Below are 14,312 nucleotides of genomic sequence, written 5' to 3'. Positions count from 1 at the left end.
CTCCCCACCCAATTCTTTCCGCTTACTATATTAGTTACATTATAAGGTGAATAGCTTGGCAATTCAATTTTTAGCGCGAAAAACACTTAATTCGAACGTGCACGTTTTCGAGTGGTTTCAGCAATTTTTTGATTCGCTCGATATTTTTTTGGTGTATAGAGCCAAGCCGAAAGGTTTCCTGCGAAAACTAGTAATGATAATCCTAACCATGCTAATGAAAAAATGCCCTGCTTATTTTCAAGTGAAAATGATAAATGAGGTAGTGCATAATACAGCATTAATATGGTTAATAGCATACATAGTAAGTATCTGTTTCTCATGATTTATTCCCTCCCCATAAATAAGCTTGTATTATTCTATGCACAAACCACACGGTCAAATACTAAATATAAAGAAAAAAAGAAGACCACATAGGTCCTCTTTTTTAAAGATTCATTGAATCTCCAGCACTCATTATCTTTCCATTATTTTTTTCTAATAAGTCAATAAAAACCTGTGGATCCTGTTTGATTGGTGGAAAGGTATTGTAATGGATTGGTACAACGACCTTAGCTTGACAGAACTTGGCTGCAATTGCAGCATCCTCAGGCCCCATCGTAAAATTATCTCCAATTGGTAAAAACGCTAAATCAATAGGATGTCTCTCACCTATCAGTTTCATATCTGAAAATAACCCTGTATCACCCGCATGATAGATCGTTTTACCTTCTACCATTAATAGTACTCCTGTAGGCATTCCTAGATAAATTATTTCTTTATTTTCGGTGATTAATGCAGATCCGTGAAAAGCAGGTGTTAATTTTACTTTTCCAAATTCAAATTCGAACGAACCTCCAATATGCATAGGATGAGTATTAATTCCCTGCCAGCTTAAATAATTGGCAATTTCATTATTCGCAATCACTAGAGCCCCGCTTTTTTTGGCAAGTTCAACTGTGTCACCGACATGATCCCCATGCCCATGTGTCAGAATAATATAATCAGGATGTTCATTTTCTACCTTTAAATCAGTTTGTGAATTTCCCGTAATAAATGGGTCGAATAAAATTGTCTTACCTTTCGTTTCAACCTTTACAATTGAATGACCATGATAGGATACCTTCATTTACTCTCTCTCCTTTTAAAAAAACTAGCCTATTTCTTTATTTCCATAGAAACTAAAGAAATCCTTCATCATATTACAAAATACCCTTTTTGAACTAAAATTAAAAGAAACTTTTATATTTCATACAGCTTCAAAAATAGATAGTCTGAATCATTTCTGCTATTCTGTATATATACGTATTTAAGGAGATGAAAAAAATGAATCAACGACTACATGAATTAATGAATTGGCTTAAACAAGAAAATATAGATTCTGCCTTTATAACTTCAACTGAAAACGTATTTTATTTAAGTGGATTTCGAAGTGATCCTCATGAACGACTACTCGGTATTGCAGTGTTTCAGGAAGCTGAACCATTCCTAATCTGTCCATCATTGGATGTTAACGATGCAAAGGCTACTGGATGGGAATATGAAGTGATTGGATGTTCAGATACCGACAATCCATGGGATACACTTGAAAAAAACATGAAAAGTCGTGTAACGAATATACATACAATGGCATTGGAAAAAGAACATGTAATTGTAGAAAGATATGAACAGTTAATCAATCGATTTGAGGGCACTAAATTCATCGCTGCCGAAGAAAAACTACGTCAGTTACGTTTGATTAAGAACGAGAAAGAAAAAGAGCTATTAAAAAAAGCAGCGGAATTTGCTGATTTCGCTGTGCAAACAGGTGTTAGTGAAATTAAAGAAGGCAAAACAGAATTAGATATTATTGCTGCCATTGAATATGAATTAAAGAAAAAGGGAATCTCTGAAATGTCCTTCTCAACGATGGTGCTAACTGGAGCAAATGCTGCCTCACCCCATGGTAACCCTGGCCTAACTAAAATTAAAAAAGGCGACTTTGTTCTTTTTGATTTAGGTGTTGTATATGAAGGATATTGTTCAGATATTACTCGTACAGTTGCTTACGATCATTTTAATGAAGAACAAGAAAAAATTTATAATACTGTATTAAAAGCAGAGATAGAAGCAATAAATGCAACCAAGCCAGGTGTCCAAGCAAAAGATTTAGATAATATTGCTAGAAATATTATTACTGAAGCTGGCTATGGACAATACTTCCCACATCGACTTGGTCATGGATTAGGTATTGGTGTTCATGAATATCCTTCTGTAACAAATACTAATGAACTTATTATTCAAGAAGGAATGGTCTTTACTATTGAACCAGGAATTTACGTCCCTAATGTTGCTGGTGTCCGTATAGAAGATGATGTATTTGTCACAAAAGATGGAGTAGAAATTTTAACTGCCTTCCCTAAGGAATTGCAAATTATTAAATAAGGCTCTTTTCTCAAGCATTGTTGCTATTTAAGTAAAATTTTAACTAATAACTACTATCGGCTGAAGACCACTACACCTTTTATTTCTCTGAGAAAAGAGCTGCAATCTTCATAAGAACCGATGAATCTTTATTAGGTGTAAAAGCCGGCAGTTGGGCTTTTACACAAACAACAAACTATACGAAAACAGCCTTAAATAAAATAAAAAAGGAATCAGCTAAGCTGATTCCTTTTCTATTAGGATCGTTACTCATATAATATTGCTGTTAAGGTAAAGTTTAAAATAATTTGCAAACATTATAAGAGCCTTTGAAGCCTTTATTTACTATTTTCTTCTTCATCATTTATATCTGGTCGATCAACTGTGCCACTCGTATAAGCACTCATTATTTGATTACTGATTTGCTCTACACCTTGTTCATCATAGAATAATTCTTTTTTATTCATCATCTTACCCCTTCCTATTTTCTAACCTATATTGTTTGAATTATAGGATTAGTTATGCTCTCTAAAATTTGGAAGAGGAATGTTTAACGCTGTTTGTCGCTTCTATAATGAAAATTTATCGTATATCTTTTGCTAACTCATGAATAATATGAGGGAGTTCTGGAATAATTAGTTTCGTCATTGCAAGCTTAACTGCTCCAGTAGAGCCAGGTGTGATAAAGATGATTTTATTTTTATAAACACCCGCTGTCGCTCTTGATAGCATGGCTGCTGAACCAATATCCTCTATATAGCTTAAATACCGAAATAACTCACCAAAGCCTGTAAGCTCCTTATCAAATAGAGGACTAACCGTTTCAATGGTAACATCCCTTATTGCAATACCTGTGCCACCATTCATTAAAATGACTTCTATATGATTATTCTCCGCCATGTTCTCGACCGCTTCTAAAATTTGTGCTCCTTGATCAATAACAATTCGATAATCATGCACACGATGACCTTTTGTAGTTAATAAATCCATCATTAATTTCCCGCTTCTATCCGTCTCAGTTGTTCTTGTATCACTAACTGTAATAACACCACAACTAACTTTTCGAGTGCCGTTCTCTTTATGCTTTGTAACACCCATTCCAATCATCCTTTATCAAGTAAATGTCTATATTTGTAAAATTTATCTGCAAAATCAGTTACTTTTCTTGAAAATTGATAATTAAGCCCTGCTCCAATTGCAATCGGAATAATTGACGGCTTCGATTTAAACATTGTGATAAAATATGTTTTTAAAATTTGCTTAAAGGGTTCTTCCAGCCATTGATATGATAATAAATTTTCGGGACCTTGATAAAAATAGGGGTCTTCCTGGAGATCAATGACAATACCTTCCCATGCTTCTCTTCTCAATCTTTTTGGTAATGTCGCAGCATGAAACACTTTAAGAGAAATCATCAATTCAAGTGGGGTTTTTACATCATATCCATAAGAAATTGCAGTAATTTGTACCGATCGCAAATTTAACATCATTAGAACTAAAAAATCAGTACTAAGTAAAATTGATTTCCCCGTTCCCGTCATTCCTCCTTGTGCTAATGCATATAAACGATGTCTTGCACTATGTTGATCTGCAATAAAAGAAAGCTGATCAATCGATAGTTTTCGCATATCTGCAATGGTTTGTATACTTTCATCAAATACACGTGCACTAGTAAGAATTCTTATTCTTGCATCCTCTTGTATTTGAGAAGCTTGAATAAATGAATGTAAATGAAATAACCAAGAATCTAATTTTTCAAAAAAAATGTCGGATAAATGTTTAGGTATAAACGAAATTGCTTGATCCACCCATTGAATATATGTATCTTTAAAATCGTTTGAACGGATAGACTGAATATAGTTTTCGATTTCTTCCCAGACGGCTTGATCTCTATTGGTCCATTTCATCAGGATTCACCTCGTTATGTAGATATTTATCCAGTTTAACCAAGTATATCATATCGCTAAAATAATTCCTTTAGTCATTATAAATTAACGAACATGATGTTATTCTTCAAAAAAACAAAAAGGCAAACGAATATGTTTGCCTTTTTGTCTTATTTAGATAATCGCACAACATCGCGTGCAATCATAACCTCTTCATTGGTCGGTATAACCATGACTTTAACTGGAGAATGAGGGTAATTAATAAATGCTTCCTTCCCACGGATTTTATTTAAAGAAGGATCCCAATATACACCCATAAATTCTAATCCATGCAGTACCCGCGCACGAATAAGTTCACTATTCTCGCCAATTCCTGCAGTAAAAATAATTGCATCGACACCGGACATTCTTGCAGAGTAGGAACCGATATATTTATGAATCCGATTCGCAAATACTTCTAAAGCTAATTCTGCACGTTTATTGCCCTTTGCCGCTTCTTGTTCAATATCGCGAAGGTCACTTGATAAACCAGATACTCCTAACATACCTGATTTTTTATTTAGAACCTCAAGTACTTCATCAGCTGTTTTACCAGTTTTATCCATAATGAAAGGAATGAGAGCTGGATCAATATTCCCAGAACGCGTTCCCATCGCTACTCCTGCTAATGGAGTAAAACCCATGGATGTATCAATCGATTTCCCTCCTTCTATTGCAGCAATACTAGCACCATTACCAAGATGACAAGATATTAATCTTAATTGTTCAACTGGGCGTCCTAGCATTTCTGCCGCACGAAGGGAAACATATTTATGTGACGTTCCATGGAAACCATATTTACGTATGCCATATTTTTTATAATAATCATAAGGTAAGCTATATAAAAACGAATTTTCCGGCATTGTTTGATGAAATGCCGTATCAAAAACAGCTACTGATGGAATGTTCGGCAAAACAGATTTGAATGCTTGGATCCCTGTAATATTAGCTGGATTATGAAGAGGAGCTAATTCTGAAAGTTCAATTAGCTGTTGAATGACTTCATCGGTTATAAGAACAGAATCATTATATGTTTCTCCTCCATGTACAACACGATGACCCACTCCTTCAATTTCATCTAAGGAATGAATGATGTGAAGCTTAGTTAAACGATCTAAAAGGAGTTTTACTGCTACTTCATGATTGGGAATATCAAGAATCTCCTCGTGTTTCTCATTATCTACCGTTATCGTAAAGATTGAATCTGATAATCCAATTCTTTCAATTAGACCTTTTGTTATAACACGTTCTTCAGGCATTTGAAATAATTGAAATTTTAGTGAAGAGCTTCCAGCATTTATCGCTATAATTTTCGCCATTTCTACCTTCCCTCTCATCTTTTGAAAGTTAAACTCGATAGTATGAATTTTATCTATACTTACTATTCGATTTATCATTGTAATCCCCAAAATAGATATTATCAAGCATTAAGCAGAGTAAAAGCGTTTACACTAAAAAAGAAAGTTAATTCAAATGATTTGGAAATACCATTAAATAACCTAAAAAGGGAAAAATAAGAGGCCACCTAGGTAGGTGACCTCTTCATCATTTTTATTACAAAATACAATCGTAAAGTCAAGAAATAACAACTACTGTTCTAGTTTATTTTCCATGAACCATTTATCAATTTTTCCAATCATATTTTCCATTGAAGATTGATTGGAAAGGGAAGGAAGATTGGCGATTAATACTTGCTTAGGTGCCTTTAAGGCCGGAGCTTTCTTTTGTAAAACAAATATACTTTTTGCTGCATTTGGATTTTTAAACATGGATTCAGGAAGTTTTAATATTCCTTGTATATTTACTTGCTCTGATAAAAATTTGTGGAGCTTAGGTGCCTGTTCCGATTCAAATAAACCATTTGGAATAAGAAAAAATAAATATCCACCTGGTTTTGTTTGATTAATACTTTGCTCAATAAACAAATGATGTGCATAAGAATGTCCTTTATCTGCTTTTAATGTATATTTTTCTGCACCTTCATCATTCGGATAATACCCCACTGGTAAATCACATACAACAGCATCCACTGATTCTATAAATAATGGCTCTAATGAATCTTGGTTAAAGAATTGTATAGGCTGGCTTTGTAAGTTTGCACCGATGTAAGCTAATTTTATGAGTAAATCATCAATATCTACACCATAGGATGTTATCTCTGTATCATCCATTTGATTTAAAATGGTTGTTAGTAAATTCCCGGTTCCTACAGCTGGATCTAATAATGAAAAAGAACTCAATTCTGCCATGAATTTTTTTATTAAATAACTAAAGACTAGCCCAATTGAATCAGGTGTCATTTGATGGTTGGATTGTACACTATCCTTCATACCTTTTAAAATGGCTAATTGATAGGCTTTACGAATTTGCTCTTGACTGAACATATCTATCTTTAATTCACTATATTTTTTTTGTAATCTTTTAACAGTTAATTCACTTAATTCTTCCTGAATAATATTACCATGAAATAAATTCTCACCTGTCTCAGCAAGAGCTTCTAAATACGAGCAATTCAGTTCATCTTGTAAAATCGTGGCTGTCTCATTAAATATATTAAATATCGTTTCCATTGGTGAAATCTTCATGTTTTTCCTCCTTTTCCTTCTCTCTACAAATTCTTCAATCAACATAAAAGAGGATGACCCATCAGATAAAATGGGACACCCTCTTTTTAGAAGGTTCTTTCGCAAAGATTAGTTAAAATCTACGTTTTAACCTATTACCTATCCGCATAATTCTTACTTTTAATTACTTTGCTTGCTTAACAGCCTCAATTGCTTTTTCATAATTAGGATGATTCGTTCCTTCACTAACATATTCTACATATGTAATCTTGTCATTACTATCCACAACAAACACAGAACGAGCAAGTAAGCGTAATTCTTTCATTATAACACCATATGCTTCACCAAAAGATAAATCACGGTGGTCAGAAAAAGTTTGAACGTTATCAAGACCACTTGCTGCACACCAACGACTTTGAGCAAAAGGTAGATCAACTGAAATCGTTAAAACTTCTACACCATTTAATTTAGAGGCTTCTTCATTAAATTTACGTGTTTGAGCATCACAAACACCAGTATCAACAGAAGGTACAACACTGATAAGACGTACCTTACCTTTTGTATCATTAAGAGTTACTTCTGAAAGATCGTTTGCTAAAACTGTAAAGTTTGGTGCTTGATCACCGACCTTTACTTCATTCCCTAAAATTGTAACCGGATTTCCTTTAAATGTAACATTCGTCATATTCATTTCCTCCTTTATTTACTCATCTCTCTTTATCATACTGAACTATTTATATTTTTTCCAATTAAAAACTCGCCATTGGCGAGTTTAAAAGTCAAAATCTTGTTTCTGAGTAGATGGCTGATGATTTTTCCACCCGTTCGAACCTGTATTCTGATTATTTTTCTTCATCATTGCCTGAATTTTATCTACTACACTAGGTGCTACATCTAATATTTTTTCTAGCAAATGTGTACCTTCATCAAGATGAAGCATTTTTACCCCTTGAGAGTTTACTATCAGAAAGGCAATCGGTGTAATCGAAACTCCACCCCCACTACCTCCACCAAATGGCAGTTCGTTTTTACTTCCTTGTCCTTGACTACCAGACTCAGATTTCCCACTTGCATTAAATTGACTTCCTCCAGCTGCAAATCCAAATCCAACTTTTGATACAGTTAAAATCACACTTCCATCCGGTGTTTCAACAGGATCCCCAATAATGGTATTAACATCAATCATTTCCTTTAAGTTTTCCATTGCAGCTGACATTAATCCTTCAATCGGATGTTCACTCATAGAAATCCTCCTATCAATTTGTTTACATGGATTGACCAGGATCTTCCTTCGATACTTTCGATAAAGGTTTAGTTCTAAATGATCCCTTACCGCCTCTCCAAAACTTAAATACTTTTAATCCTGCTAGAATAGCATTCCCGATTCGTAATTTAAACATACATTTTAGTGTTGTTTCAGATAAAGGTATTTGAAAGGAGGGCGTAACTGAATAAGTAGGTAATTGAATAAGATTCATATGCATACTAAGAAAGGCAATCAGTAGACCCTTTACTGCCCAAATAACACCGGTCATTTTCCCAGTAAGTGCTGCATCTTTAAGACCAATAGTTGTATACCATTCCAGCTGTTCAACTTTAATTCTCTTTAAAAATTTAGAAATGATGGTTTTTAAACCAAGAACATGCTCAAGCAGCTCCTTAAAATCAGCTAGCTTATCTGAAATTTCTTCAGGAGTAATTTCACTGTGCTCATTTGCTCCTGTATTTGTTTCCTTTTTAAAGGTGATGGTAGGTTCATCTTGTTCTACTTTGATTTTTGGCACTTTTATCTTGTAACGGATCACCTTCCAAATAATCAGTTGAATGATTAAATGATCATCGTCTTGTCTATGGGAAAAATCAATTAAAATGCTGACCGTTGTAAACCAAATAACCAAAAATAAAAGGAAAATAATTGCAATGATAATGAGAGCAACGATCATTTTTTCACAACCTTTCAGCCTACCATTATCGTCAAAGGAGCAAAAAAATAAACCCGCTGTTAGCGGGTAAAAAATCAAGCAGGTTGAAATTGTTTTCTTACACGTTCATATATCACTGAGGTATCTGCAAAAATATCATGCAGGGCTTGCTTTTTCGGTGTAAATGCAACGAGTAAGTATAATAATTTAATGAGAACGGAGATATATCGGCCAATTCCTTCACGAAAAATAATTGTCAGCCATGAAAGCCTACTTTCTTCTTTTAAGGATATAACCCTCAATCCAAAAACCATTTTACCAATTGTTGCATGAAAGTATTTTGTCATAAGAATAAAATATAAATAAAAAATTAACACTGAAGCAATAGTAAATGGAGAAAACATACTGGAATCAAAGGATAAATCTGCTACTCTGAAAACGGGCTTGATGATCAATCGTTCAATACTCGCGATAACAACTAAATCGAGAAGATAGGCCCAAAATCTCATCCAAAATCCAGCATACTCGTATTCCATGTGATTCTGAAGAGTATTTATAACATCTCCTTGTGATCCAGCATCTAACTGTATTTCCTGCTCAACATTAGTACCTTCTGTCATTCTACTCCCTCCTTATTCGGAATACATGTACATCAATCTAGGAGCATTAGGTTGGGATAACATTTTTAATAAGCCTGTCGCCTCGGCTTCTCGCCCCATTAACTTTTGAGCAGTCAAAGAAAAAAGTGATCCGAATCCCCCATTATTTGAAAAGCGAACTACTTCTGCATTTTTTAAATGATAATCCTTTTTTACTCGCTCAATAACATCATCTAGATAACCGAAATCATCAATTAAATTGAGATCCTTTGCCTGTCTTCCATCGTAAACTCGACCATCGGCAATCTTACGAACATCTTTTTCAGTCAAGTGTCTACCTTCAGCTATTACACGAACAAATCCTTCATATGAATTATTAACCATGTTTTGAATAATTTTCTTCTCATCTTCTGTCATTTTTCTTGATGAGCTCATGATATCCTTATAAGGTCCACTTTTAATAGTTACAAAATCAACCCCGAAATTTTTAGCAAGTTCAGAGTAGTTAATTCCTTGCATAATCACTCCAAGCGAACCTGTCATCGTTTCAGGAGTGGCGAAGATTTTTTCTGCTGGAGCAGAAATATAATATCCACCTGAAGCCGCCATTGCTCCCATTGATACATACACTGGCTTTTTCGATTCCTTTTGAATTTCGATAATTTTGTCATGAATCTCAGCGGACTCAACAACCCCTCCACCAGGAGAATTCACTCTTAAAATAACTGCCTTTATATCATTATTATCTTTTACATAATTAAGTTGTTCCATAAATCCTTTGTGATTATATGTACTACTATCAAGCAATGAACTACTTCCAGTATCCTGAATCACTCCCTCTACATCAAGAACAGCTACTTTCCTCAATTCATTTCCATCCTCAATAATTTCCTCGGAAAATGATCGTTCAGGCTTGGTGAATATTTCATCAAAAATTGACGTTATGTCAGTCGTGAAAGCTACAGTTGCTACATTCACAATAATAGAAACACCAAATAGAAATACTGCAATAGCTAATGCAGCCCATCTTTTTTTATTCATTTGTCATCTCCTCCCTTTTCCTATGTAAAAATGGTAAACTAATTGTATACCTAATTGCAAGATTTTAGAAATCGTTAAAACAGAAAGAATAGAAAGGGGTTTCTATATGTCTGAACGGAGAAATATTTATTTTTATAGTAATCAACAAGATATAGAAGAAAAAGTAGAATTACTAAAAAAGACCGCGATTCAATATGACTTTCATATCGTTGATAATGATCGAGACGCTAATATTATCGTAAGTGTTGGTAGTGATGGCACCTTTTTGCAAGCTGTTCGTAAATCTGGATTTAGAGATGATTGTTTATATGTAGGGGTATCAACAAAGGATCGTTTAGGTATGTATTGTGATTTTCATATTGATGACCTATCCGAAATGGTTGAAGCGATGAACAAGGATAAAATCGAAGTAAGAAGATACCCAATTATTCAAGTCAATATTGATCAACAAGGATCGTTTTATTGCTTAAATGAATTTAGCATCCGATCTAGCATTATTAAAACATTTGTCATGGACGTTTACATCGACGACCTCCTCTTTGAAACCTTTAGAGGAGATGGATTATTAATTGCCACACCAACCGGGAGTACAGCATATAATAAATCCGTGAATGGTGCGATTGTTGATCCACTTCTTCCTTGTATACAGGTAAGCGAGTTGGCATCACTCAATAATAATCAATATCGAACATTAGGCTCCTCATTTATTCTCAGTGGTAGCAGAAAACTAACACTAAAAGTCGTCCAGTCTGGAAATGATTATCCTATCATGGGGATGGATAATGAAGCAATCAGTATTCAACATGTTGATAAAATTGATATCTCATTAAACGATAAAAAAATTAAAACTGTAAAATTAAAAGATAATTCTTTCTGGGAAAAAGTGCAAAGAATTTTTTTATAAATAAAACAATCTTACCCTTCTAAAAACAAAATTTGATCAAGTTACTAATAGAAAAGAGCAATCACTATGGATTGCTCCTTTCTATGCACTGAAGCTTTTATCTTTTTTGATACGATTCGTCAAACTTATAAACCATTTTGAATTGCCAATTGATAGAACAATAGCTGCAGTCCATATGCAAATAAATGCAATCATGTGTGCAGTACTAAAGTGTTCGTGATAGACAAGTACACCTAGAATAAGCATAATCGTTGGGGCAATATACTGGAGAAATCCTAATAAATACAAAGGAATTCTTTGAGCTCCTTTAGCAAATAAGAGTAATGGAATCGCTGTAGCTGCCCCAGCTCCAATTAGTAGAAGATCGATTTTTAACGATCCATTTAAAAATGAAAAATTGCTAGTAAACAATAGATAAATCATATATATTAACGCAAGTGGAGCAACTGTCATAGTTTCCAGCGTTAGACCGATTGCAGAATCTACTTTAATCATCTTTTTTACTAATCCATAAAGTCCAAAAGTTATTGCTAGACTAAAAGATATCCAAGGAAAATCGCCATAGGAAATCGTTAATATTAATACACCAAGTGCAGCAATACAGAATGAGATGATTTGTGCTTTATTCAGTTTTTCTTTTAGAATGAAAACCCCTAATAATATGCTTATAAGTGGATTAATATAATAGCCAAGACTTGTTTCCACGATATGATTCTCATTAACGGCCCATATATAAATAAACCAATTCGCAGTAATGAGAAGAGAGGCTAAAATAAGTGAAAGAAATACCTTTTTATTGACCTTTAAACCTTTTAATGTTTGTAAAAATACCTTCCACTTTTTAGTTACGGCTAAAAGCACAAGCATAAATATAAAAGACCAAAATATCCGATTTGCTAATATTTCTTCAGCAGATACACTGCTGAGCCATTTCCAATATACCGGGAGAACTCCCCAAATAATGTATGAAAAGGCAGCATAAAAAACACCTATTTTTTCCCCATGTTTCATCCAAATTCCTCTATTCTTTAGATTTTCGAAATAATTACTATTTTAAAACGTAACATTTATGAATACAATCCTTTTTTAACAATATTTTTAGACAAAAATTTTAATAGAGTAAACTTCTTACTATATTGCCTTCAGCCGTTGATAATCGCGAAGTTATTTTTATTTCGCCATTATACTAGGAGAATAGAAAACAGATAAAGCTGTTTGACTTATCTTCAAACAGCTTCATCTGCTCATACATTTATTTATTTAATTTTTCATATTCCTTAAGTCTCAGTTCAATTCTCCTTATTTTACCAGAAGTTGTTTTCGGCAATTCATCTATAAATTCTATTTCACGAGGATATTTATAAGGTGCTGTCAAGTCTTTCACATGATCCTGTAATGCTTTAACTAGGCTCTCTTTATCCAAATCAACGACTCCATCTCTTAGTACGACATAGGCTTTGACAATATTCCCGCGTACATCATCTGGACTTGCGACAACTGCACATTCCTTAACTACTGGATGTTTTACAAGCGCATCCTCCACTTCAAATGGTCCGATCGTATACCCAGAACTGATAATAATATCATCAGACCGTCCTTCAAACCAAAGATAACCATCCTCATCTACTTTCGCTTTATCTCCTGTAATATAATAGTCACCTCTAAATTGCATAGCCGTACGTTCAGGATCTTTATAATACTTTTGAAATAATGCGGGTGTTTCAATATGAACGGCGATATCTCCGACTTCACCTATATTGCATGGTACACCATGTTCATCAATCACTTCCACACGATTTCCGGGTGTCGGTTTCCCCATTGATCCAGGTTTTACTTTCATCCCTTTTGTTACACCAACTAATAATGTATTTTCCGTTTGTCCATATCCATCACGTACTGTTACTTGAAAATGCTTTTCAAAAGTGTCTATTACTTCTCTATTTAATGGTTCTCCTGCAGAAACAGCACTATGCAGTTGCTTCAGCTGATAGTCGGCTAAATTATCAACTTTAGCCATTAGACGATATTCTGTTGGCGTACAGCATAGAACATTCACACCATATTTATCAAGAAGATTTAAATAGGTTTTAGGTTCGAATTTACCATAATAAACGAGACCGGTTGCACCTGATCCTAATACAGAAAGAAAGGGGCTCCAAATCCATTTTTGCCATCCTGGACCAGCTGTTGCCCAAACAATATCATCTTCTTTAATACCAAGCCAATGAGGTGCAGCAGTTCGCAAATGGGCATAGCCCCATCCATGAGTGTGTACCACACCTTTGGGATTTCCTGTTGTCCCTGATGTATAAGAGAGAAATGCCATATCATCCTGTAATGTTTTTGCTACATCTAATTCATCACTTGCATTCTCCATTAATTGATCTAATAGAAGCCAATCATTTGTCTCTTTTCCTATCACAAAATGTTTAAGCTTATTAGAATTTTTTACTTGATTAACCTCTTCAATATAAGGAAAATATGAAACGACTCCTTTTACATCTCCATGTTCAATACGATACTGTAAATCTTTCGTTTTTAACATTTCTGAACATGGAATAACAACTATTCCTGTTTTTAATGCTGCTAGATACACTTGATAAGCTTCAATTATTCTTGGAATGATGACTAATATAGTATCTCCTTTTTTAAGTCCATTCTCTAAAAAAACATTCCCCGTTTTATTTACCTTATTTATTAATTCTTTGTATGTAATTTCTTTAGTTTCACCTAATTCATTCACCCATTTAATGGCTAATTTTGAAGGACTAGATGCATATTTTTCTATCTCTTCAACAATATTGTACTCTTTAGGTGCTAATAAATCTTCACGCTTCATAATGTTTCCCCCTTACAAATAATTAGGTGATAAAATCCTCAAACTCATTACTCTATTTAATATTATACTAAATAATTTTAAAATTTAAAATAGTTAACCAAGAGAGAGGAACACAAATAGGGAAGCGGGTTATGCCGCT

The 14,312-nt window shown here is 34.0% G+C and carries 16 protein-coding genes; 2 read left to right on the top strand and 14 right to left on the bottom strand.

The genetic code is table 11. From position 1 onward, the window contains the following. Positions 1–86 precede the first annotated feature (86 nt). Both I5818_RS08185 and I5818_RS08180 read right to left on the bottom strand, forming a co-directional pair. Positions 87–320 (bottom strand): hypothetical protein, encoded by a 234-nt coding sequence (locus I5818_RS08185; protein ID WP_139254930.1) that lies wholly within the window; start codon positions 318–320, stop codon positions 87–89. Positions 321–424: 104 nt separating this feature from the next. Next, positions 425–1,105, bottom strand: coding sequence for a metal-dependent hydrolase (locus tag I5818_RS08180; protein WP_058006021.1), 681 nt, complete (start codon positions 1,103–1,105; stop codon positions 425–427). Positions 1,106–1,302: 197 nt separating this feature from the next. On the opposite strand from I5818_RS08180, the gene I5818_RS08175 reads away from it, so the two are divergent. Continuing rightward, complete coding sequence (locus I5818_RS08175; protein WP_078110170.1) at positions 1,303–2,400, top strand: M24 family metallopeptidase; 1,098 nt, start codon at positions 1,303–1,305, stop codon at positions 2,398–2,400. A 317-nt stretch (positions 2,401–2,717) separates the two neighbouring features. Here the strand turns inward: I5818_RS08175 and I5818_RS26200 are convergent, their stop codons facing one another. From I5818_RS26200 to sppA, 10 genes are all read right to left on the bottom strand, one after another. Continuing rightward, entirely contained in the window at positions 2,718–2,849 is a 132-nt protein-coding gene (locus I5818_RS26200) for a hypothetical protein (protein ID WP_257233944.1), read from the bottom strand. Positions 2,850–2,961: 112 nt separating this feature from the next. Further along, positions 2,962–3,477 (bottom strand): MogA/MoaB family molybdenum cofactor biosynthesis protein, encoded by a 516-nt coding sequence (locus tag I5818_RS08170; RefSeq protein ID WP_078110169.1) that lies wholly within the window; start codon positions 3,475–3,477, stop codon positions 2,962–2,964. Between the two features lie 5 nt (positions 3,478–3,482). Beyond that, complete coding sequence (locus tag I5818_RS08165) at positions 3,483–4,286, bottom strand: EcsC family protein (RefSeq protein ID WP_078110168.1); 804 nt, start codon at positions 4,284–4,286, stop codon at positions 3,483–3,485. Positions 4,287–4,435: 149 nt separating this feature from the next. Further along, entirely contained in the window at positions 4,436–5,623 is a 1,188-nt protein-coding gene (locus I5818_RS08160; protein ID WP_071977015.1) for an acetate kinase, read from the bottom strand. Between the two features lie 270 nt (positions 5,624–5,893). Continuing rightward, on the bottom strand, positions 5,894–6,889 hold the full coding sequence (locus I5818_RS08155) for a class I SAM-dependent methyltransferase (protein ID WP_071976963.1): 996 nt from the start codon (positions 6,887–6,889) through the stop codon (positions 5,894–5,896). Between the two features lie 163 nt (positions 6,890–7,052). Continuing rightward, positions 7,053–7,553: a thiol peroxidase gene (tpx, locus tag I5818_RS08150; protein ID WP_058006045.1), complete on the bottom strand. Its 501-nt coding sequence runs from the start codon at positions 7,551–7,553 to the stop codon at positions 7,053–7,055. Between the two features lie 87 nt (positions 7,554–7,640). After that, complete coding sequence (gene ytfJ, locus I5818_RS08145; RefSeq protein ID WP_058006046.1) at positions 7,641–8,111, bottom strand: GerW family sporulation protein; 471 nt, start codon at positions 8,109–8,111, stop codon at positions 7,641–7,643. Positions 8,112–8,133: 22 nt separating this feature from the next. Further along, entirely contained in the window at positions 8,134–8,811 is a 678-nt protein-coding gene (locus I5818_RS08140) for a DUF2953 domain-containing protein (protein WP_078110167.1), read from the bottom strand. 74 nt (positions 8,812–8,885) lie between these two features. Then, the gene (locus I5818_RS08135; protein ID WP_058006066.1) at positions 8,886–9,326 is read right to left on the bottom strand and encodes an RDD family protein; all 441 of its coding nucleotides are present in this window, start codon (positions 9,324–9,326) and stop codon (positions 8,886–8,888) included. 96 nt (positions 9,327–9,422) lie between these two features. Beyond that, positions 9,423–10,430, bottom strand: a complete 1,008-nt coding sequence (gene sppA / locus I5818_RS08130; RefSeq protein WP_058006048.1) for a signal peptide peptidase SppA — start codon at positions 10,428–10,430, stop codon at positions 9,423–9,425. A 106-nt stretch (positions 10,431–10,536) separates the two neighbouring features. Between sppA and I5818_RS08125 the strand changes: the two genes are divergently transcribed. Next, positions 10,537–11,334, top strand: a complete 798-nt coding sequence (locus I5818_RS08125) for an NAD kinase (protein WP_058006049.1) — start codon at positions 10,537–10,539, stop codon at positions 11,332–11,334. Between the two features lie 81 nt (positions 11,335–11,415). On the opposite strand, the gene rarD is transcribed toward I5818_RS08125, so the two are convergent. Together rarD and mbcS are read right to left on the bottom strand one after the other, a co-directional pair. Continuing rightward, complete coding sequence (rarD, locus tag I5818_RS08120) at positions 11,416–12,345, bottom strand: EamA family transporter RarD (protein ID WP_058006050.1); 930 nt, start codon at positions 12,343–12,345, stop codon at positions 11,416–11,418. A 241-nt stretch (positions 12,346–12,586) separates the two neighbouring features. After that, positions 12,587–14,173, bottom strand: a complete 1,587-nt coding sequence (gene mbcS, locus I5818_RS08115) for an acyl-CoA synthetase MbcS (RefSeq protein ID WP_209391889.1) — start codon at positions 14,171–14,173, stop codon at positions 12,587–12,589. Positions 14,174–14,312: the final 139 nt, after the last annotated feature.

This window comes from Heyndrickxia oleronia, assembly GCF_017809215.1.
Classification (GTDB): domain Bacteria; phylum Bacillota; class Bacilli; order Bacillales; family Bacillaceae_C; genus Heyndrickxia; species Heyndrickxia oleronia.
Note: the sequence above shows the minus strand (reverse complement) of the source record. Positions and strands in the feature narration are given on the sequence as shown.

Coding starts and splice junctions, on each gene's coding strand:
- I5818_RS08185 (WP_139254930.1), bottom strand. CDS start 320: ATGAGAAACAGATACTTACTATGTATGCTATTAACCATATTAATGCTG.
- I5818_RS08180 (WP_058006021.1), bottom strand. CDS start 1,105: ATGAAGGTATCCTATCATGGTCATTCAATTGTAAAGGTTGAAACGAAA.
- I5818_RS08175 (WP_078110170.1), top strand. CDS start 1,303: ATGAATCAACGACTACATGAATTAATGAATTGGCTTAAACAAGAAAAT.
- I5818_RS26200 (WP_257233944.1), bottom strand. CDS start 2,849: ATGATGAATAAAAAAGAATTATTCTATGATGAACAAGGTGTAGAGCAA.
- I5818_RS08170 (WP_078110169.1), bottom strand. CDS start 3,477: ATGGGTGTTACAAAGCATAAAGAGAACGGCACTCGAAAAGTTAGTTGT.
- I5818_RS08165 (WP_078110168.1), bottom strand. CDS start 4,286: ATGAAATGGACCAATAGAGATCAAGCCGTCTGGGAAGAAATCGAAAAC.
- I5818_RS08160 (WP_071977015.1), bottom strand. CDS start 5,623: ATGGCGAAAATTATAGCGATAAATGCTGGAAGCTCTTCACTAAAATTT.
- I5818_RS08155 (WP_071976963.1), bottom strand. CDS start 6,889: ATGAAGATTTCACCAATGGAAACGATATTTAATATATTTAATGAGACA.
- tpx (WP_058006045.1), bottom strand. CDS start 7,553: ATGACGAATGTTACATTTAAAGGAAATCCGGTTACAATTTTAGGGAAT.
- ytfJ (WP_058006046.1), bottom strand. CDS start 8,111: ATGAGTGAACATCCGATTGAAGGATTAATGTCAGCTGCAATGGAAAAC.
- I5818_RS08140 (WP_078110167.1), bottom strand. CDS start 8,811: ATGATCGTTGCTCTCATTATCATTGCAATTATTTTCCTTTTATTTTTG.
- I5818_RS08135 (WP_058006066.1), bottom strand. CDS start 9,326: ATGGAATACGAGTATGCTGGATTTTGGATGAGATTTTGGGCCTATCTT.
- sppA (WP_058006048.1), bottom strand. CDS start 10,430: ATGAATAAAAAAAGATGGGCTGCATTAGCTATTGCAGTATTTCTATTT.
- I5818_RS08125 (WP_058006049.1), top strand. CDS start 10,537: ATGTCTGAACGGAGAAATATTTATTTTTATAGTAATCAACAAGATATA.
- rarD (WP_058006050.1), bottom strand. CDS start 12,345: ATGAAACATGGGGAAAAAATAGGTGTTTTTTATGCTGCCTTTTCATAC.
- mbcS (WP_209391889.1), bottom strand. CDS start 14,173: ATGAAGCGTGAAGATTTATTAGCACCTAAAGAGTACAATATTGTTGAA.